Below are 19267 nucleotides of genomic sequence, written 5' to 3' on the forward strand. Positions count from 1 at the left end.
CTGATTGTGATCGCCGCCGGGTGTTGACTGGTCCCTTATCACCGGTGCCGCCGTTGCCCTTGGCACGCGCGACAGCCTCAACATGGTCTACCTCGCCAATTGCCGCTCAGAGAGCCTGGTCACGCTGCGGCTGAACCCGGGCTCCTACCTGCCGATCTGGAAGACCTCGATGGGGCTGGCCTATGCGGCGGGCCTCTCGAACGAAGAACGCGACGGGCTTCTGCAAGCGCTGCAGACAGCGGAGCCGGCGAACGCGGCAAAGATCAAGGCGGCGATCGAGGATGCCGTCGTACAACATGCGCGGCTCGGCTACGTGACTTCCTTCGGCGCCTGGCACAGCTATATCCACGCGGTCGGCGTGCCGTTCCGTCCTCGCGACGGCTCGCCCCTGGTCGCCATCACTTGCGGCGGCATCGGCGAGATCATCACAGAGGAACGTGCCCATGCAGAGATCGGCCCTGCTTTGGTGGCCATGGTCGAAGCGCTGGGCAACCAGTTGGAGGGAAATCCGGCGTCAATCTGACCGGGCCGGCAAGGGCGGGCATACAGCCAACTACAAATCCGCGTGACCAGGCAACGAAGAGCGCACGACAGGCTTATAGTCCGCAGTGAAGTGCAGTGCCTCCGGATCAACGCGCATGGCTGTCATCTTTCGCTGCGATCTCGGCAGCCAGGGCGAAGAGTTTCCCCATTTCTGGGAACATACGGTCGGCAGCGGCCACGCCACGCTGGCGCTGCGCGCCGACTGGCAGGCGCGGATGCGGCGCGCGCATGATGAACTCGGTTTTCGCCATGTCCGATTTCACGGGTTGCTCGATGACGACATGGGCACGCTCATCGATCAGAACGACCAGCCGCTCTACTCGTTCTTCAACGCCGACCAGATTTTCGATTTCCTGCTCTCGATCGGCATGCGGCCCTTTGTCGAGCTCAGCTTCATGCCGACGATGCTGTCGTCGACCGGCCAGATCATCTTCCGCTACCGCGCCAATGTCAGCGCGCCGAAAGATTATGACCAATGGTCGGCGCTGATCGCAAGGCTCGTCTCGCATTGGGTCGACCGCTACGGCCTGGAAGAAGTCCGCCAATGGTTCTTCGAGGTCTGGAACGAGCCCAATCTCGAGGCCTTCGGCAGCGGCAGGCAAGGGGACTATTTCAAGCTTTATGCCGCTACGGCAAAGGCGATCAAATCCGTCGACAGGCAATTGCGGGTTGGCGGCCCAGCGACGGCCGCCAATGCCTGGATCGGCGATTTCATCACCTTCTGCACCCAGAACGATCTCTCCGCCGACTTCATCAGCACCCACCACTATCCGACCGATGCTTTCGGCAAGCCGGGCGACGACACTGAAACCCAGCTCTCGCAAAGCACGAGGAGCGTGCTGCGCGACCAGGCACGGATCGCGCACGGCCAGGCAGGCGGCCGCCCGCTCTACTATACTGAATGGTGCACCTCCTCGAACCCGCGCGATCCGATGCATGACGAGCCCTATGCCGCCGCCTTCATCGTCAAGACAGTGATGGAAGCGAGAGGCCTGGTGCAGGGCTACAGCTATTGGACCTTCTCCGATATTTTCGAGGAGAACTATTTTCCCTCCGTGCCCTTTCACGGCGGCTTTGGCCTGATGAACCTTCACGGCGTCGCCAAACCGGCCTATCGTGCCTTCGAACTTCTGCATGGCCTTGGAACGGAATTCCTGGCCGTGGACAGCAACCATCCAACGGTCGATACCTGGTGCCTGCGCGATGGCAATTCGGTGACTGTTCTTCTGTCGAACTTCGCGCTGCCACGCCACCCGATCGAGGACGAGACCGTGCATGTCGAACTGCGCAATGCCCCGGAGCCCATCATGACCACGGTCCGCCGCGTCGATGCCCTCAACGCCAATGCCAAGGCGCACTGGGTGACCATGGGAAGTCCCGACTATCTGAGCCCGGCAATGGTCGATCAGCTTCACGCGGCCTCGGCCATGCGCGAAGAACGCCAGCCTGTCTCCAGGCACGGCAGCACTGTCGAATTCGACGTGATCGTCCCACCGCTGGGGGTAGCGGCCATCAGGCTGGAGTTTGCTTCATTTGCCTAGAGCAGAGCCTGCCGCATTGTCCGATGATGACCTTCTGGACCGCTATCAGCGTGCCGCTTTTGGCTATTTCCTGGAAAACGTGAACCCTCGGAATGGTCTGGTCGCCGACACATCGCGCCCCAATTCGCCGGCCAGCATCGCCGTCGTCGGCTTTGCACTGTCCTGTTACCCTATCGGCGTCGAGCGCGGCTGGATGACACGCGCGGCGGCGGCGAAACTGACCCTTGCCGCGCTGCGCTTCTTCTGGACCAGTCCGCAAGGCAGCGGCGACGAGGTCACCGGTCATAAGGGTTTCTACTACCATTTCCTCGACATGCGGACAGGCCTTCGCGTCTGGCGCTGCGAATTGTCGATGGTCGACACGGCGCTGCTGATTGCCGGCGTGCTGGTGGCTGGCGCCTATTTCTCGCAGGACACGGAGGAAGACGCCGAAATCCGCGAACTGTCCGAGGCGCTCTATCGGCGCGTCGACTGGCGCTGGGCGCAAGGCAGCAGCCCCACGTTGCGTCAGGGCTGGAAGCCGAAAAGCGGCTTTCTGCACTATGGCTGGGAGGGCTACAACGAGGCGACGATCCTCTACGTGCTGTCGATGGCCTCGCCCGACAGCCCGACCTCGGACGATAGCTACGCCGGTTGGACAGCGACCTATCAGTGGGAAAATATCTACGGCTACGACGTGCTCTATGGCGGCCCGCTGTTCATGCATCAGTTCTCACATGCCTGGCTCGATCTCGAAGGGATCCGCGATGCCTTCATGCGCGAGAAGGACTCGGACTATTTCGAAAACAGCCGGCGCTCCACCTACCTTCACCGGGAATATGCGCGGCGTAACCCCTATGGCTATGTGGGCTACAGCGAAAATTTCTGGGGTCTTTCGGCGGGTGATGGCCCCGGCGGGTTCCGCACCAGTGTAGAGCGGCGACGGCACAGGTTTTCGGGCTACGCCGCGAGGGGCGCGCCCTTCGGGCCAGATGACGGAACGATCGCGCCCTGGTCCTATCCGGCGTCGCTGCCCTTCGCCCCTGACATCTGCCTGTCCGCGCTGCGCCATCTGGGTGAACGCTATCCCGAAGTGATCGACAATTTCCGGCTGCCGAGCGGCTTCAATCCGACACTGGCGAACCGGCGAAAATTCGGGCGGGATGGCTGGGTGTCGGAGGGGCATTACGGTCTGGACCAAGGTATCGTCGTCATGATGATCGAGAACCACCGCTCGCGCCTGATCTGGGACCTGATGCGTTCAAGTCAACATATGCGGCGCGGCCTGCAAAAGGCCGGGTTCACAGGCGGTTGGCTGGAGCAACCGGCCGGTCCCTCGAAAGGCGGCCGCGATGTCGCATGAGCGGACCAAGGCCGCTGCCTTCCCGGTCGACCGCAACGACGCGGAGTTGATCCGCGGCGCGCATCCGCCACACTGGCGAAACCCGGAGCCGGACGGTCCCTACAATCTGGTGGTTATCGGGGCCGGGCCGGCCGGTCTCACGGCCGCGCGTGAGGCAGCAAGTCTCGGCGCCAAAGTGGCGCTGGTCGAACGCGGCCTGATCGGAGGCGCCTGCGTCAATGTCGGCTGCATTCCGTCAAAGGCACTCATCCGTACATCCAGGCTCTATGCCGACATGCGCGATGCCGAGCAGTTCGGCGGTGACACGCCCAAAAACCTGCGCGTCGACTTTCAGCGCGCGATGACAAGGATGCGTCAAATCCGGCAGCGCATCAGCCATGCCGACGCCGCCGAAGCCGTCGCCTCCGGCGGCATCGACCTCTATTTCGGCGAAGCGCGTTTTGCCAGCCGCGACACCATCGCGGTCGCGGGAAAGATCCTGCGTTTCAAGAAGGCGATGATCGCCACGGGTGCCCGCCCCAACCTGCCTTCGATCCCCGGCCTGGTGGAAGCCGGCTATCTCAGCAACGAGAACATGTTCGACCTCGTCGCTTGCCCCGAACGACTGCTGGTCATCGGCGGCGGACCGCTCGGTTGCGAGGCGGCGCAGGCGTTTTGCCTGCTGGGCGCCAAGGTCGTCCTCGCACAGAGAGAGCCGATGTTCCTGCCGGGCGAGGAGCGCGATGCCGCCCAGATCCTCTCGGACGCCCTGGCGCGCGAAGGCGTCGAGGTGCGCCTGAACACGGAAGTGGTGGCGGTGCGGACGAAGGACGGCAAGAAGTTTGCCGACATGGTCCGGGATGACGAGACGACGACAGTCGCCGTCGACGAAATCCTCACCGGCATCGGCCGTTCGGCAAATGTCGACGGTCTCGATCTGGAACTCGCCGGAGTCGCCTATGATGCCGCTGGCATCAAGGTGGACGACCATCTCAGGACGACCAATGATCTGATCTATGCCGCGGGCGATGTCTGCTTGGAGCACAAATTCACCCATACGGCGGAGGCCAGCGCCCGCATCGTGGTGCGGAACGCCTTGTTTCGTGGACGAAAAAAGCTGAGCGAACTGGTGGTTCCGTGGTGCACTTACACGGATCCGGAGATCGCTCACGTTGGCCTTTATCCCGCCGAGGCGCGCAAGAACGCCGTACCGGTCAAGACCTATACGATACTGATGCACGATGTCGCCCGCGCGGTGATGGATGGCGAGGAGGAGGGGTTCGTCAAGATCCACGTCAAGGAAGGATCCGACCGCATCCTCGGCGCGACGGTGGTTGCCAGCCATGCCGGTGAAATGATCAATGCCGTCTCGCTCGCCATCGCCTCGGGCATGGGATTGAGCGCACTGGCCGATGTCATCCATCCTTTCCCAACGCAGGCGGCAGGCATCAAGATGGCTGCGGACGCCTACCGACAGGCAAGGCTGACGCCGCTGCGCAAGCGGCTGGCCGATCGCTGGCTGGCTTGGTCGCGGCGATGATCTCCGCGAAAACAGGCATCAGCGCTTGACGAGAGCGCCGTTCAGCTAAACAAGTTGAAGTGAATATGAGAGCCTTGGAAAACTCCTGAATGCAGCCTCGTCCAAGACCGGAATACACAGGCATAAACCCGGCGCGGAGTTGCGGCTGCCCGGGGAAACTTGCTGCCTCCGGAGGGCAATGAGTTTCGTGGGCACACAACTGGACGTCGCCGACGCCAGACCACCCCCCAAGTCCGAGTGGCGCACGCTGGTCGTATCTCATGATCCGGCCTTTCCACCCGCGTCCGGGGCGGACCTGAGAAATTACGGCAACGCGGCGGGCGCGGCGGCACTTGGTCCGGTCTGCCTCGTGTCGGTTCAGCCACAGGCGAGTCCACCACGTCCATCCGATCCCATGATCCGCACCGGGGCCCTGTCGATCGCCGGAGAGGACGGCTCGGCTTCAGTCGGGTGGTGGCGTCTTCGGGCCGAGAACCGGATCTCGCGTTCCGCCCTGGCGCGCCTCAAGACGCTTGTCCGCGAATTTCGTCCGGACACCATCGTCATCGAAGGCATAGGCCTGTTCAAACTGCTTCGGCCTTTACGGCCGTTGGCGAAACAGCTCATCCTTGACATGCACAATGTCGAATCCGATCTGGCAGGGCAGCCGCACAGCGCCGACAAGGCGCAATCGACAGCCGCCATGATCGCCGCCGGCCTCGGTCTCAGGCGGCTTGAGAGAAACGCGATTGCCGTTGTCGACAGGGTCTGGGTCTGTTCGCGCCGGGATCATGACAGGCTGAAAGCTCTGTCCCGGCGCGCGGTGCCGATCGATATTATCCCGAATGGCATCCCCCGTGCCGAGAGCATTCCAATGGAACTGCCGGTAAAGCCGGCGGCGGCCGGCGGTTTCCCGATCATCCTCTTTGTCGGCCACCTTGGTTACGGCCCAAACATCGATGCTGCCCAGCGGTTGGCCAGCGTCATATTGCCCCGTATCCGGCGGAAATTGCCGGATGCGAAACTGGTTCTTGCCGGGCGATACCCCAAACCGGCAGTGATAGGGCTTGCCACGCTGCCCGGCGTCGAACTGGTCGAGAATCCTGGCGACCTGGCGCCGCTGCTGTCCGCCGCGCATCTCAGCATCGTGCCGCTTGCGGCTGGCGGCGGCACGCGCATCAAGGTTCTCGAAGCCATGGCGTGGGGCGTTCCGGTGGTTGCGACGCCTTTGGCGGTCGAGGGCCTGGACCTGGAACAAGAGGTGCTGCTGTCGGATTCGGACGAACGGCTCGCCGACCTGGCGATCGAGCTCTGCATGGACCCCGAACGCATGGCCCGGCAGCGCGCGCGCGGCCACGAAGCCGTGTGGTCCAGGTTCGGACCGCTAGCCGTTCGAAGCGCCATTCGCAGTGGACTTGGGCCGGACGGTGCCGGCAAATGACTGCTGTGCCTCGTCCCGCCGCCAATCCATGAGCCGCCCATGATCCCGCCAATCCTGCATCAGACTTGGAAGACAGACAGCGTCCCTGCCCGCTTCCAGGACTATGTGGCGAGTTGGAGACGGCACCATCCAGACTGGACCATGATGTTCTGGAACGACCGGATGCTGCTCGAATTCGTGGCCGAGCATTATCCGGATTTTCTGCCGACCTTTTGCAATTATGCAAGCGGCGTGCTGCGCGCCGACGCGGGACGTTATCTGCTGCTGCATCATTTTGGCGGGGTCTACGCCGATATTGATTGCGAATGCGTGGCGCGGTTCGACCCCATCATGAACCAAGACCGGATCGTGATCAGCACCGAACCCGCTTCGCACGCCCGTGTTCAGGCCGGGTTTCGCGGCCTGCCCTATCTCCTGTTCAATGGCACGATCGCTAGCCCGCCCAAGCATCCGTTTTGGCTGCATCTCATCTCCCTGTTGCCGGGACTGGTCCATGCCAAGCAGGCGATCGACGCGACCGGCCCTTGCGTGCTGACATCCGCGCAGCTCGGGTATGGCGATCAGAGCGCTTTCGCCATTCATCCCCCCGCCTTGTTCACGCCGATGGATTCGGCTGGCAACCGGGACGACGACGCCAGGGGGCCGACACTCTCCATTCATCATTGGGCGGGGACATGGTGGACGCCGGAGCCAGCGGCAGGATGGCGTTCCAAGCTCCGGAGCAGCGCCTACAGGAGATGGCACCACCTGACGCGCGGTGAGCACCTTGATGAAGCGGCGGCGAAAGCAAGTGTTGACCAGGCGGTACTCTCGAGCCCGCCGCCTTCGGGCCAGAATGTCGCCATCCTGGTGCCGCTTCGGGACGCTGCCCAGCACATCCAGCCGTTCCTGGAGGCCCTCGGAGCCCTCGATTACCCCAAGGAGAAGATCAAGCTGGTTTTCTGCGAAGGCGATAGCCGGGACGAGAGCTGGGAAACATTGCGGGCGGCGACGCTCCCATTAGCCGGCAAATATCGTGATGCCCTTCTGCTGCAAAAGCAGGTCGGCGTTGATATCGACCGAGCCAAACGGGCCAGGCCACGATTGCAGCGCGTCAGGCGCGGCGCGATTGCCAAGGTACGCAATCACCTTATCGATCATGGGCTCGATGCAACCGACGACTGGGCGTTGTGGATGGATATCGACGTCTGGCGATTCCCCGAGGATTCCCTGAAGCGCCTGATCGGCACAGGCCACCGCATCGTTGTTCCGAACTGCCTGAAAGTTGCCGGCGAAGGCAGCCTTGATCTCAACAGTTTCGTCACGACCCGGCACGCTAAAGACTATCGCTATTATCGCGACATACGTGGCGGCCTTTACCAGCCCCCCGCGAGTGGGCAAGGTCGCCTGTATCTCAGCGATGTCCGACATCTCGACAGTATCGGCCTTGATGCGGTCGGCGGCACCATGCTTCTGGTCGATGCCGCACTGCACCGTGGCGGTCTTCGATTTCCAGAGATTCCCTATCGCGACCTTATCGAAACCGAAGGCTTTGGCGCACTCGCCAACGACCTCGGCATCCGGCCGGTCGGACTGCCCAAACTCGAAATCCTGCATGTCCCATGGTGATCACAGGCGGGGCTGGCGGCCCACTTGCCCAAGCTCCCGGCGGATGGCCTTCAGATGGGTTTCGAGCCGCAGACGCCGCCGCAACATCCATATGCGGAGGTCGCGAGACTTACCTCGGGCCTTTTCGCCAGCGACGCAGGCGGGCCCGTACAAAAGAGCTATAGCCAAATGGCAAGGATGACGGGCCAGATGGTTGCTTCGGCAACCCCTTCAGGCGTTCATGCAAGTGCGCCATCAGACGGTATTCCGAGGATTTGTCGAGGCCTTGCAGCCGCAGGGCGAGCGATTCGGGCAATGGCATCGACCGCCAGGCAAAGTAGGCCTCATACGCCTGTGGCGTCGCTGCAAGATAGTGAAGGTAAGCGGCAAGATCCGCTGGACCGCTGAAGTCGGCGGCATTGATGTACGAATTCGGCGGAACGAATTCATCGACATTCTGCGCACCGAGATAGACGGGTATAGTGCCGGCGCTTAGCGGCTGGAACATCTTCTCGGTCACATAGTCCGGAGCGACCGAATTCTCCAGGCCAAGGCAGAACTTGTAGCGGCCGATGGTATCAATCTTGGTTTCCGCGCCCAGATCAGGCCCTTCTATCGATCGATTGCGCATGAAACTGCCGTAGGAATCAATCCCGATATGGCGGGCAAGCTCCGTCGCGAATTCCTCGCGGCCACTACGGTTGATCCCTGAGGACTGAAAAAGCGCGACTGGAGCCGTTTGCGTTTTCGGCGGGATCGCCCTTGCCCTCGTCTTTTCCCACCAGACGGCTCCCGGCAGGTAGGGCCACCAGACATCCGAGCCGGCTTCATAGGTCATGGTGACATCAAAATGCCTCATGAAATGAGGATCGGCCATGCGGTGGTAGTTCTCTTTGCTCTCCATCGACCGGCCTACCCAGAGTTGGCCAGGATATTTGCGGGCGTCGCCCATCTCGCGGAAATCCGGAATGTGAAAGATTACCGCCGCGGCCTCGGAGAGACGCCGGCGGTCATTGGTCCATTGCAGCGGCAATTCGGTTTGCAACATCTTGGCGAGGTCGACGGGCCTGCCGAAGGAGGACGTGTAAAACAGGATAAGCGGATCGTTTGAGGGCATAAACAGGCAGTTACCTAGTCCAACGGGCAAGAGCGCCCGACGCAGAGGCGATCCATACAGCAGGAGCTCTGAAACCACCACATCGGAGCCGTTATCGCCTCGACGGGACCGGAGTCCGTGAGCGGTGGGAGTAACCGGCATCAGGCGACGGCTTCGGTCTTTCGCAGCTGGCTGACGATCTCGTCGGCCGCGTCGGCAATGTGTTTCCTTAGCAGCCGCGCGGTTTGCGCGGCGTCCTTGCGGCGATAGGCGTCGAAGAGATCCCGATGCTCCCGCAAGGCTTTTGCCTGTGCCTTGGCTGGCTCGATCTGCAGGCGCAAATAGCGGTCGGCGGAGCTGTAGAGCGTCCGCACGACAGCCATCGAACGTGGCCGCATCGCCGGCTCGAGCAAGGCGGTGTGAAACGCCCAGTTGAGACGGCTGAGTTCCTTGGGAGCCTCGCCCCGGCTGATGGCGACCTCATAGGCACGCATCGATGTCTCGACCGTGGCAATGTCATCCTCCGATGCGCGCGCGATCGCCTTCTCGGCCAGGAAGGGCTCGAGCTGAATCCTGGCGTCGAACAGGTCGATGGCGTCGTCGGACGACAGCTCCGCCACCACCGCGCCACGGTGCGTCCTGATGACAACGAGGCCGTCCGCCTCCAGTTGCAGAAGCGCCTCGCGCACCGGAATCCGGCTGACGCCGAGCTCCGCGGCGATGGCCTCCTGACGTATCTGATGCCCACCGGGATAGTCCCCGGCAATGATCCGGCCAGCGATGTACTCGGCCACCATCGCCGTCACGGTCTGGCGTTGCAGCAGCGGCTTGTTCGTCGTGGCCATGGCGCGTCCCGTGTTCAATCCTGCTGCTTGAGCCGTTCGATCGCCGTCTCGATGACGGCGGTGACGCGCGCGCGTTCCTCGCCGACCAGCGGCAGGCGTGGCGCTCGGGTCCATTCCGGCGCGCCGTAGACGAGATGCTCGGCCATCTTGATGTACTGAACCAGCTTGACATGCGTGTCGAGGTGAAAGGACGGCGTCATGATGCGGTAAATTTCGCGCGCCTTGGCGAAATTGCCGCCCGCGCACAGGTTGAAAATCCGCACACACTCCTTCGGCCAGGCATTGGTCATCCCCGAGACCCAGCCGGTGGCGCCAAGCGCCATGCTTTCGACGATCTGGTCGTCGACGCCACAGAAAATGTCGAAACGGCTACCCAGTTCGATGAACATGTCGGTGACCCGGCGCACGTCGCCGGTCTCTTCCTTCACCGCGACGATCGTCGGGCAATCCGCCAGCACCTTGAGGATGGCAGGGGTGACATCAACGCCATAGGCGATCGGATTGTTGTAGATCATGATCGGCAGGTCGCTGGCGCCAGCAATCGCCTTGTACCATTCGGCCGTTTCGCGCGGATCGGTCTTGTAGCCAAGGCTTGGGAAAACCATCAGGCCCTCGGCGCCAAAATCCTGGTATTTGCGGGCAGCCTCGATGGCGTTGGCGGTCGATATCTCGGCGAGGCCGGACAGAAGCGGGACACGTCCGGCAACAACGTCCCTGGCGGCACGGACAACGGCTTCACGCTCATGCGGCTGCAGCGACGCATTCTCACCCAGCATCGGCAGAACGATGATGCCGGAAACGCCATTGTCGATCAGGCGATTGATACTCGCCTGCGTCGCGCCGATGTCGACCGAGCCGTCATGGCTCAGTTTGGTCGTAACCGCCGGGAACACCCCCTTCCAATGCGTCATTCTCGTGCCTTCCTTCATCCCTGGGTCGCCGTCGTAATATTGGATCCAATCTTACAATATGCAAAATATGGAATCCAGAGCAAATCTGCTCGCGGTCGCGACTTGGGTACGACCGAACACTGGCGCGGCCGAGCACTCGCGCCATGGCGGCGCGCTATCTAGCCAGGAAGAGATGGGGCTTGAGGAGGGTGCGCCCTCAGCGGCAAAACGGCTGCTTCAGTCGTGCAGTTCCCTTGAGATCGGCGGGCCGATCTCAAAATCCGTGAAGGTGACCTCAAAACCCTCGCGCTGCGGCGAGCAGCACATCATGCCGACATCGACGGTTTTCGAAGGCGGGAAATAGGCCAGCCGGACCGGCTTCCAGTGACCGTCCGAGGCATTCAGGTACTGGACGCGGATCGTCTCGGCGTGACGGGTCAAACGGATCCTGATGCCGTCGGGATTTGCGGGGATATTGGCCAGGGACCAGTCGGAGGCATCGTTGGTGACGACGACGGAGAAATACATCAGCCCGTCGGTGTATTCGATACCGGTCTTGATCCAGTGGGTTTCGCTCAGCCGGATCATCAATCCGGCCTGGTCATAAAGCACCTGATAGTCGCCCTTTACGGTGACTTCGACGGAGAAGTCACCTTCGACCGGCCGGTAGAGGAAATGACCATTGTCACGCCAGAAATCGTAGAAGGTCTCGCGCCAGAAATCAGTTTCCTTGCCGGTCCGCACATGGACGGCATTGCCGTCGACTGAGTGAAAAGGCGGCGGGTTGAGCCAGGTCAGGTCCTTGTCTTGCACTGTCATCGCTCTGCCCGCCGCACTGGTTCCATACGCGTCGAATATCGCCGGCCCGATCAGCCGGCGAATGTATAGGCGGTCTTCACCGTGGTGTAGAATTCGGCGGCATAGCGGCCCTGCTCGCGCGGACCGAAGCTTGATCCCTTGCGGCCGCCGAACGGAACATGGAAATCGACGCCGGCCGTTGGAAGATTGACCATCACCATGCCGGCTTCGGAGTTGCGCTTGAAATGCGTCGCGTGCTTGAGGCTCGACGTGCAGATGCCTGAAGTCAGGCCGAAAGGCGTATCGTTGGCAACGGCCAGGGCCTCGTCATAATCCTTGACGCGGATGACGCTGGCGACCGGTCCGAAGATCTCCTCGCGCGAGGAACGCATGGCATTGGTGGCCTCGGTCAACAGCGCCGGCTGCAGGTAGAAGCCTGGGGTCTTGCGGTCGAGCCGCTCGCCGCCGAAGGCCAGCGTGGCGCCTTCCCTGACACCGATGGCGATATAGTCCTCATCCTGCTTCAACTGGCTGGCGTCGACGACCGGACCGATCTGGGTCCGCGCATCGAGCGCGTCACCGATGACCAGTTTGCCCATGCGCTCCTTGAGCGCCTCGACAAAGCGGTCATGGATGCCCTGCGTTACGATCAGCCGGGACGACGCCGTGCAACGCTGGCCGGTCGAAAAGAATGCGCCATTGAGCGCGCACTCGACAGCCGTGCCAAGATCGGCATCGTCGAGCACGACGAGCGGGTTCTTGCCGCCCATTTCGAGCTGGAACTTGCGCATGTGTTCGACACTCGCCGCCGCCACGCGCTTGCCGGTACCGACCGAACCGGTGAAGGTGATGGCGTTGATGTCCGGGCTGTCGAGCATAGCCTGGCCGACCACCGAGCCCTTGCCCATGACCAGATTGAGCACGCCCTTCGGCAATCCGGCGCGGTGCAGGATATCGACAATCGTCCAGGCGCTCTCAGGAACCAGTTCGGCCGGCTTGAAGACGATGGTGTTGCCATGGGCGAGCGCCGGCGCGATCTTCCAGGCTGGAATGGCGATCGGGAAGTTCCAGGGCGTGATGATACCGACCACGCCGGCCGCTTCACGCGTGATTTCAACGCCGACACCGGGCCGCACGCTTGGAACCATCTCTCCGGACAAGCGCAATGTTTCGCCGGCAAAGAAATCGAATATCTGTGCGGCGCGAAGGGTCTCGCCGATGCCCTCGGCCAATGTCTTGCCTTCCTCACGCGCCAGCGAGCGGCCGATCTCGTCCTTGCGGGCGATGATCTCGTCGGACGCCTTTTTCAACACCGCATGGCGCGCCAGCGGGCCGGATCGGGACCAGGCCGGAAAGGCCGCTTTCGCCGCTGCGATGGCTTGCCCGGCCTGCTCAGGTCCGGCGGAGGCATACTCGCCGACAACGTCGCCGGTGTCGGAAGGATTGATGTTGCGCGATCCGGCCTCGCCCACCCATTCGCCGTCGATGAGGTTCTGTCGAAACGCTGTCATATCGTTGTCTTTCCCTGGTGATGCGGGGCGGGGCCGCCGTTTGGCTGTATTTGACAGACAATTGCGTTTTGGGAAAGGTTGCTCTTGACCAATCGCGCCGCCCCCCTTGCGGCAGGCATGGCACCGCGTCGGTGCGATTTGAGATTTGGGCCGGCGAAAGGGCTCAGCGTATCGCTTCAGCCAGCCATTCGCCGCCTGTACACTTATGTCCATCCTTGATTTGCCGGCTGTGCCATGTCATGCGTCATGATGATGGCAGCCATGGAATCGCCCACCCAGCGCGCCGGCGTCACCGGCAACGTCAAGGCCACACGCGAAGACTGGCTCAAGCTCGCGCTTGAGACCTTGATATCCGATGGCGTCGAACGCGTGCGGGTGCAGATACTCGGCCAGAGCCTCGATGTGTCGCGCTCAAGCTTCTACTGGTATTTCAAGAGCCGGCAGGATCTGCTCGACCAGTTGCTTGAATATTGGCGGCAGACCAACACACGGTTCATCGTCGAACGGGCCGAGCGGCCGGCCCCGTCCGTGGTTCGCGCGGTCATGAATATCTTCGAGTGCTGGGTCGACGAAAAGCTCTTCGATCCACGCCTGGATTTCGCGATCAGAGCCTGGGCCCGCCGCTCACCCGCCACAAGGCGTGTTCTCGACGAGGCCGACGATCAGCGCGTCAACGCGATCCGCGACATGTTCTTACGCCATGGCTATGACCAGGAAGATGCCTTCGTACGGGCGCGCGTGCTCTATTTCATGCAGATCGGCTATTATTCCCTTGAGCTCAACGAGCCGATGAGCAGCCGCTTGCCGCATGTCGCGTCGTATCTGCGCAGCTTTACCGGCCAGGAGCCATCAGTGCAGGACGTTGAGGACTTTTCGCGTTACGTCGAAGAGACGATTTCGCGCAGCCGCTAGGCAATGCCGCGGCCTTTGAGGCCGATGGCGGGCTCCGGACCAATGACATGAAACGATTGCAGCCTTGCCCGAGGTTTCAACCCAAACTAGACATTAATGTACAATGCCAATACGCTTCAGCGTGACGACGACATTGATACGCGATTGACAAGCCACCTCGCCGGCGTCGAAAGAGATGTGCGTGTGGTCGCGGCATTCGAACAAAAGACCACGCGATGACCTTCTTCAATTCCCATCAACCAGGCCGGTCCAGCGATCCATGACCAGAAGCTACTCCGCTCTATCGCTCTTCAAGGAGGGCCTGGCCGGCCAGACAGGCTGGAAGCCGGCGTGGCGTTCGCCCGAGGCAAAGCCAGCCTATGACGCGATCGTCATCGGCGGCGGCGGACATGGGCTGGCAACGGCCTATTACCTGGCCAAGAACCACAACATCACCCGGGTCGCGGTGCTGGAAAAGGGCTGGATCGGCGGCGGCAACACCGGCCGCAACACGACAGTGGTGCGCTCCAACTACTACTATCCGGAAAGTGTAGCGCTCTACGGGCTGGCGCACCGGCTGTACGAGGGCCTGTCAAAGGACCTGAACTACAACGTCATGCTGTCGCAGCGCGGCATGGTCAATCTGTGCCACAGCACCGGCGAAATGGAGATCGGCGCGCGCACCGTCAACGCCATGCAGATCAACGGCATCGACGCCGAACTGCTTTCGCCCGACGATGTGCGCCGCGTCGCGCCGATCTACAATTTTTCAGCCGATGCGCGCTTTCCCGTTTTCGGCGGCATCTGGCAAGGCCGGGCCGGCACGGCTCGGCACGACGCGGTTGCCTGGGGCTATGCGAGGGCGGCGAGCCGGCTCGGCGTCGACATCATCCAGAATTGCGAAATCACCGATTTCATCATCGAGGGCGGCCGCTGCCGGGGCGTCCAGACCTCGCGCGGCGCCATCCGTGCCGACCGCATCGGCATGGCGGTGGCCGGGCATTCCTCGGTGCTGGCAGCCAAGGCCGGGTTCCGGCTGCCTATCAATTCCTATGCGCTGCAGGCCTGCGTTTCCGAGCCGGTAAAGCCCATCCTCGACACGGTGGTACTGTCGCCGGGCACCGGCGTCTATGTCAGCCAGTCTGACAAGGGCGAGATCGTCATCGGCGGCGGGCTCGACCGCATCCCGTCCTATGCGCAGCGCGGCAACCTGCCGACGCTGGAGACGGTGATTGCCGGCGTGCTGGAGATGTTCCCGATCTTCGGCCAGTTGAAGCTGATGCGGCAATGGGCCGGCATCGTCGATGTCGTACCGGACTCCTCGCCGATCATCGGTGAATCGCCTTTGCCCGGCCTGTTCCTCAATTGCGGCTGGGGCACGGGCGGCTTCAAGGCCATCCCCGCCGGCGGCACGCTGCTGGCGCAGTTGCTGGCCTCAGGCAAACACAACGACATCAGCCGCCCCTTCGACCTTGATCGCTTTGCCAGCGGACGGCTGATCGACGAAGCGGCCGGCTCCGGCATCGCGCATTAATGCATGTCGCCCAAAAGTGCGCAGCGGTTTTGGGACGACGACACGCATAAAACCAGGACAAGTCTTTCATGCAGCTTTTTCCTTGCCCGTTCTGCGGCCCGCGCGACGAGACCGAATTCCACTATGGCGGCGATGCCGGAAACGCCAGGCCGGACGGCACCGAGGTGCCGACCGAGCGTTGGGCCGAGTACCTCTATCTGCGCTCCAACCCTAAAGGCTCGGCACGCGAGGTCTGGGTGCATATGACGTGCAGCGAGTTCTTCGTCATGGAGCGCGACACCGTCACCCACAAGGTGCTGTCGTCGACTGCTCTTGGTGGGGAGCACGCAGCGTGACCGCTTCGCGTCTTGCCACGGGTGGATGTGTCATCGACCGCTCCCGCCCGATCCGCTTCAGCTTCGATGGTAAGACCGTGCACGGTTTTGCCGGCGACACGATCGCCTCGGCATTGCTGGCGAACGATGTCGCGATTGTCGGGCGCAGCTTCAAATACCACCGGCCACGCGGCATCTGGGGCGCCGGCGTCGAAGAGCCGAACGCGCTGGTCGATATCCGCGGCAGCACGGCGGCGACGCCGAACTCACGCGCCACGACCGAGCCGGCGCGCGACGGGCTCGAGGCGAAAAGCGTCAATGCCTCGCCAAGCGCGCTGGCCGACCGCAACGCTTTCATGGATCGTTTCTCGCGCTTCATTCCGGCGGCCTTCTACTACAAGACCTTCATGTGGCCGGACTGGCATATGTTCGAGCCACGCATCCGTGCCATGGCGGGGTTAGGCAAGGTTGATAAAGACTGGACATCGGCTGGATCCGCCGACCAGATCAACCATCACTGCGACGTGCTCGTCGTGGGCGCGGGCCCAGCTGGGTTGGCGGCAGCCAGGCTGGCGGCGGGCGCCGGCCAATCCGTGGTGCTTGTCGACGATCAGTTCCGGCCGGGCGGTTCGCTTGGACACCGTGACGGGGAAGTCGATGGGCCGGCGAAGAACTGGGTCGACGAGACAGTCGCGGGACTTGCAGCGGCAGGTCATCTGATCCTGCCCTCGACGACCGCCTTCGGCATCTATGACCACAATCTGGTCGGGCTCAATCAACGTCATCCCGATGGGCGGCCGGACACGCTGTGGCGGGTCAGGCCGCGCCATATCGTGCTGGCGACCGGCGCCATCGAGCGGCCGCTGCCTTTCGCCAACAATGATCTGCCCGGCATCATGTCGGCGGACGCCGCGCTCTCCTATCTCAAGCGGCATGCCGTGCTGGTCGGCAGCCGCATTGTCGTCGCCACCAACAACGACAGTGCCTACGAGGCGGCGGAGGCCATCTCGCGGGTGGGCGCCGAAGTCACGCTTGTCGACATCAGGAGCGAGGGCATGCCCGCGACACCGGCCAATGTGCGGCTGGTCAAGGGACGCAGCCTCGCTTCCGCCAACGGCAAGTTGCGCGTCGACGGCGTGACCCTCGATGACGGCACCCGGCTCAACGCCGATTGCGTGCTGGTCTCCGGCGGCTGGACACCGACCATTCATCTGTTCGGCCAGGCCAAGGGCAAGCTTGCCTGGAGCGAGGCGCGCGCGGCCTTCCTGCCGGGTGACCCGGTTGACGGCATCAGCGTCGCAGGCGCGGCGGCCGGCACGGTCTCGCTGTCGGACGTGTTCGCCAGTTCGGCGAAGGCCGTTGCCTCGCTTGGCCCGACGAAAGCAGCCGCGCCACGCAGCACCGGCCCGGAGGCAACGGCCGGTATTTCGCCGGCATGGCCGATGCCGGGCTCGAAAGGGCGTATCTGGATCGATTATCAGAATGACGTGACCGCGAAAGACGTGGAATTGGCGGCACGCGAGAATATCGTCTCGGTCGAGCACCTGAAGCGCTACACCACGCTCGGCATGGCGACCGACCAGGGCAAGACCTCCAATCTGCCGGGCCTGGCGCTGATGGCCGGGATCACTGGCCGCACGGTTCCCGAAGTCGGCACCACGACCTATCGTCCGCCATTCACCCCAGTGCCGCTGGCAAGCTTTGCCGGCGCGAGCGTCGGCGAACTGATGGCGCCGGTGCGCCGGCTGCCGCTGGAGAATGTCCACCGTGCCGGCGGCGCTGTCTTCCAGGAATATGGCGGCTGGCTGCGCCCAGCCTACTATGGCAACGGCGACGCGGAACGGTCGATCCAGGACGAGGCACGGCGTGCCCGCCAATCGGCCGCGCTGTTCGATGGCTCGACGCTTGGCAAGATCGAGGTGATCGGACCGCAAGCGGGCGAATTCGTCGATTTCCTCTGCTACAACACCATGTCGACGCTGAAACCCGGCCGCTGCCGCTATGGTTTCATGCTGTCGGAAAACGGCGTGGTCTTCGACGACGGCGTTCTGGTCCGGCTGGACGAACACCGCTTCGTCGTCTCATGTTCCTCGTCGCATGTCGCCGCCGTGCACGCGCGGCTGGAGGAATGGCGCCAGGACCGCTTTGGCCGCAGCGCCATCTATATCCACAATGCCACCTCGGACATGGCGACGCTGACCGTCTCCGGCCCGAACGCGAGGAAGCTGCTCGAAGCGGTTGATCTCGGCACGTCGCTCGACGATGCCGACCTGCCGCATATGGCGGTCAGCCATGGCGTCTATGCCGGCGATGTGGTTCGTATTGCCCGCGTCAGCTTCACCGGCGACAGGAGCTATGAAGTCTCCATCCGGGCGGATCGCGCCGAACGGCTGTGGGCGCATATGCGTAAAGCCGGCCAGGTCTTCGATGCGGTTGTCATCGGCCTTGAGGCACTGATGATCCTGCGCGCTGAGAAGGGCTTTATCGTCATCGGCAAGGACACCGACGGCACCACGCTGCCGCATGATCTCGGCGTCGATGGTCCGCGCGCCAAGCGCAAGACCGAATTCGTCGGCCGCCGCTCGCTGTTCACCGAGGAAGCGTCGCGCGACAACCGCATGCAGCTTGTCGGGCTGACGGTGCCGCAAGGCGAAGCGCCGCTGCCCACCGGCGCGCATGGCATCGAGCGCCGCGACGGCAGGCTGAAAAGCCTGGGGTTCGTCACGTCCAGCTACCAGAGCCCGACGCTCGGCCGCGCCGTGGCGCTCGGCCTGATCGAGCGCGGCGCCGCACGCCATGGCGAGACGATCGAAATCCAGCATCTCGGCAAGGTCAGGAAAGCGACGATCGCGGAACCCTGTGCCTTCGATCCGGCAGGAGACCGGCTGCATGCGTAATCTCGCGGAAAAGTGGACTGTCGCACCGGACTGGCAGGCGGCCGTCATCGAGGCGCCCGGCCTGACGATACGAACCGTAACCGGCCTCAACCAGATCCTGGTCAGCGGCGATCTCGATGCCTGGGCGCGGGTTTCCGGCTTGAATGGAGCCGGTGTCGGCGCCTTTGGCGTGGTTCAGGGCGACAGCTACGCGGCGCGGTTGGCCCGCGACCGGCTGCTTGCGGTGTCCACGGCACCTTTTGCCGTCACGGCGGGCTGGCACGCGGAAGGTTTCGCGGTGACCGCCATCAGCGCCGGACTGCACGTATTCGAGGCCGAAGGCACTGCGATCGACGCTTTTGTGGCGCGGGGGACGACACTCGATCCACGGCAGGCCGGCGCAAGCGCGGCACTTTCCTTCGCCGGCATCAGCGCCATCGTTTATCGTCATGAGGACAGGCTGCGCATCCATGTCGATCGCGGTCTGGCGGCCTATCTCTGGACGTGGATGGAAACGGCGGCCGGCAATATGTCAGCGGGATAGGCGGGGTTCCCAGCCT

16 protein-coding genes are annotated in these 19267 nt (G+C 63.0%); 11 read left to right on the forward strand and 5 right to left on the reverse strand.

The window, feature by feature from the left end; all coding sequences use genetic code 11:
• The first annotated feature begins 82 nt into the window (after nt 1-82).
• The 6 genes from GA829_RS01310 (at nt 83) to GA829_RS01335 (ending at nt 7973) form a co-directional block, all read left to right on the forward strand.
• Entirely contained in the window at nt 83-523 is a 441-nt protein-coding gene (locus GA829_RS01310; RefSeq protein WP_258052082.1) for an IclR family transcriptional regulator domain-containing protein, read from the forward strand.
• A 115-nt stretch (nt 524-638) separates the two neighbouring features.
• Entirely contained in the window at nt 639-2084 is a 1446-nt protein-coding gene (locus GA829_RS01315; RefSeq protein ID WP_195176799.1) for a GH39 family glycosyl hydrolase, read from the forward strand.
• Nucleotides 2077-3426, forward strand: coding sequence for a glucoamylase family protein (locus GA829_RS01320; RefSeq protein WP_195176800.1), 1350 nt, complete (start codon nt 2077-2079; stop codon nt 3424-3426). The genes GA829_RS01315 and GA829_RS01320 overlap by 8 nt, the downstream gene beginning before the upstream one ends.
• On the forward strand, nt 3416-4945 hold the full coding sequence (locus GA829_RS01325) for a mercuric reductase (protein ID WP_195176801.1): 1530 nt from the start codon (nt 3416-3418) through the stop codon (nt 4943-4945). Before GA829_RS01320 ends, GA829_RS01325 begins: the two co-directional genes overlap by 11 nt.
• Before the next feature lie 178 nt (nt 4946-5123).
• The gene (locus tag GA829_RS01330) at nt 5124-6365 is read left to right on the forward strand and encodes a glycosyltransferase family 4 protein (RefSeq protein WP_195176802.1); all 1242 of its coding nucleotides are present in this window, start codon (nt 5124-5126) and stop codon (nt 6363-6365) included.
• 39 nt (nt 6366-6404) lie between these two features.
• Nucleotides 6405-7973 (forward strand): glycosyltransferase, encoded by a 1569-nt coding sequence (locus GA829_RS01335; protein ID WP_195176803.1) that lies wholly within the window; start codon nt 6405-6407, stop codon nt 7971-7973.
• Between the two features lie 109 nt (nt 7974-8082).
• On the opposite strand, the gene GA829_RS01340 is transcribed toward GA829_RS01335, so the two are convergent.
• The 5 genes from GA829_RS01340 to GA829_RS01360 all read right to left on the reverse strand — a co-directional run bounded on the left by GA829_RS01340 (nt 8083) and on the right by GA829_RS01360 (nt 13092).
• Nucleotides 8083-9210 carry a glycosyltransferase family 10 fucosyltransferase gene (locus tag GA829_RS01340; RefSeq protein ID WP_258052083.1) on the reverse strand — a complete coding sequence of 376 codons (1128 nt, stop codon included), beginning with the start codon at nt 9208-9210 and terminating at the stop codon, nt 8083-8085.
• Nucleotides 9210-9893, reverse strand: coding sequence for a GntR family transcriptional regulator (locus GA829_RS01345; RefSeq protein ID WP_195176804.1), 684 nt, complete (start codon nt 9891-9893; stop codon nt 9210-9212). Before GA829_RS01345 ends, GA829_RS01340 begins: the two co-directional genes overlap by 1 nt.
• Before the next feature lie 14 nt (nt 9894-9907).
• Nucleotides 9908-10804, reverse strand: coding sequence for a dihydrodipicolinate synthase family protein (locus GA829_RS01350; protein WP_195176805.1), 897 nt, complete (start codon nt 10802-10804; stop codon nt 9908-9910).
• Nucleotides 10805-11020: 216 nt separating this feature from the next.
• Nucleotides 11021-11602, reverse strand: a complete 582-nt coding sequence (locus GA829_RS01355) for a DUF1349 domain-containing protein (RefSeq protein ID WP_195176806.1) — start codon at nt 11600-11602, stop codon at nt 11021-11023.
• A 50-nt stretch (nt 11603-11652) separates the two neighbouring features.
• A complete protein-coding gene (locus GA829_RS01360) occupies nt 11653-13092 on the reverse strand; it encodes an aldehyde dehydrogenase family protein (protein ID WP_195176807.1) in 1440 nt (479 codons plus the stop codon).
• Between the two features lie 252 nt (nt 13093-13344).
• Between GA829_RS01360 and GA829_RS01365 the strand changes: the two genes are divergently transcribed.
• From GA829_RS01365 to GA829_RS01385, 5 genes are all read left to right on the forward strand, one after another.
• The gene (locus GA829_RS01365; RefSeq protein ID WP_195179477.1) at nt 13345-14004 is read left to right on the forward strand and encodes a TetR/AcrR family transcriptional regulator; all 660 of its coding nucleotides are present in this window, start codon (nt 13345-13347) and stop codon (nt 14002-14004) included.
• A gap of 259 nt (nt 14005-14263) precedes the next feature.
• Complete coding sequence (locus GA829_RS01370) at nt 14264-15517, forward strand: sarcosine oxidase subunit beta family protein (protein WP_195176808.1); 1254 nt, start codon at nt 14264-14266, stop codon at nt 15515-15517.
• A 68-nt stretch (nt 15518-15585) separates the two neighbouring features.
• On the forward strand, nt 15586-15852 hold the full coding sequence (locus tag GA829_RS01375; protein WP_195176809.1) for a sarcosine oxidase subunit delta family protein: 267 nt from the start codon (nt 15586-15588) through the stop codon (nt 15850-15852).
• Nucleotides 15849-18728, forward strand: coding sequence for a sarcosine oxidase subunit alpha family protein (locus tag GA829_RS01380; protein ID WP_195176810.1), 2880 nt, complete (start codon nt 15849-15851; stop codon nt 18726-18728). Before GA829_RS01375 ends, GA829_RS01380 begins: the two co-directional genes overlap by 4 nt.
• Nucleotides 18721-19251, forward strand: a complete 531-nt coding sequence (locus tag GA829_RS01385; RefSeq protein ID WP_195176811.1) for an aminomethyltransferase family protein — start codon at nt 18721-18723, stop codon at nt 19249-19251. Before GA829_RS01380 ends, GA829_RS01385 begins: the two co-directional genes overlap by 8 nt.
• The last annotated feature ends 16 nt before the right edge of the window (nt 19252-19267 follow it).

The organism is Mesorhizobium sp. INR15 (genome assembly GCF_015500075.1).
Classification (GTDB): domain Bacteria; phylum Pseudomonadota; class Alphaproteobacteria; order Rhizobiales; family Rhizobiaceae; genus Mesorhizobium.

Excerpts from the sequence above, each read along its gene's own strand:
- GA829_RS01310 (WP_258052082.1), top strand. The coding sequence starts at position 83 with ATGGTCTACCTCGCCAATTGCCGCTCAGAGAGCCTGGTCACGCTGCGG.
- GA829_RS01315 (WP_195176799.1), top strand. The coding sequence starts at position 639 with ATGGCTGTCATCTTTCGCTGCGATCTCGGCAGCCAGGGCGAAGAGTTT.
- GA829_RS01325 (WP_195176801.1), top strand. The coding sequence starts at position 3,416 with ATGTCGCATGAGCGGACCAAGGCCGCTGCCTTCCCGGTCGACCGCAAC.
- GA829_RS01330 (WP_195176802.1), top strand. The coding sequence starts at position 5,124 with ATGAGTTTCGTGGGCACACAACTGGACGTCGCCGACGCCAGACCACCC.
- GA829_RS01335 (WP_195176803.1), top strand. The coding sequence starts at position 6,405 with ATGATCCCGCCAATCCTGCATCAGACTTGGAAGACAGACAGCGTCCCT.
- GA829_RS01340 (WP_258052083.1), bottom strand. The coding sequence starts at position 9,210 with ATGCCGGTTACTCCCACCGCTCACGGACTCCGGTCCCGTCGAGGCGAT.
- GA829_RS01345 (WP_195176804.1), bottom strand. The coding sequence starts at position 9,893 with ATGGCCACGACGAACAAGCCGCTGCTGCAACGCCAGACCGTGACGGCG.
- GA829_RS01350 (WP_195176805.1), bottom strand. The coding sequence starts at position 10,804 with ATGACGCATTGGAAGGGGGTGTTCCCGGCGGTTACGACCAAACTGAGC.
- GA829_RS01355 (WP_195176806.1), bottom strand. The coding sequence starts at position 11,602 with ATGACAGTGCAAGACAAGGACCTGACCTGGCTCAACCCGCCGCCTTTT.
- GA829_RS01360 (WP_195176807.1), bottom strand. The coding sequence starts at position 13,092 with ATGACAGCGTTTCGACAGAACCTCATCGACGGCGAATGGGTGGGCGAG.
- GA829_RS01365 (WP_195179477.1), top strand. The coding sequence starts at position 13,345 with ATGGCAGCCATGGAATCGCCCACCCAGCGCGCCGGCGTCACCGGCAAC.
- GA829_RS01370 (WP_195176808.1), top strand. The coding sequence starts at position 14,264 with ATGACCAGAAGCTACTCCGCTCTATCGCTCTTCAAGGAGGGCCTGGCC.
- GA829_RS01375 (WP_195176809.1), top strand. The coding sequence starts at position 15,586 with ATGCAGCTTTTTCCTTGCCCGTTCTGCGGCCCGCGCGACGAGACCGAA.
- GA829_RS01385 (WP_195176811.1), top strand. The coding sequence starts at position 18,721 with ATGCGTAATCTCGCGGAAAAGTGGACTGTCGCACCGGACTGGCAGGCG.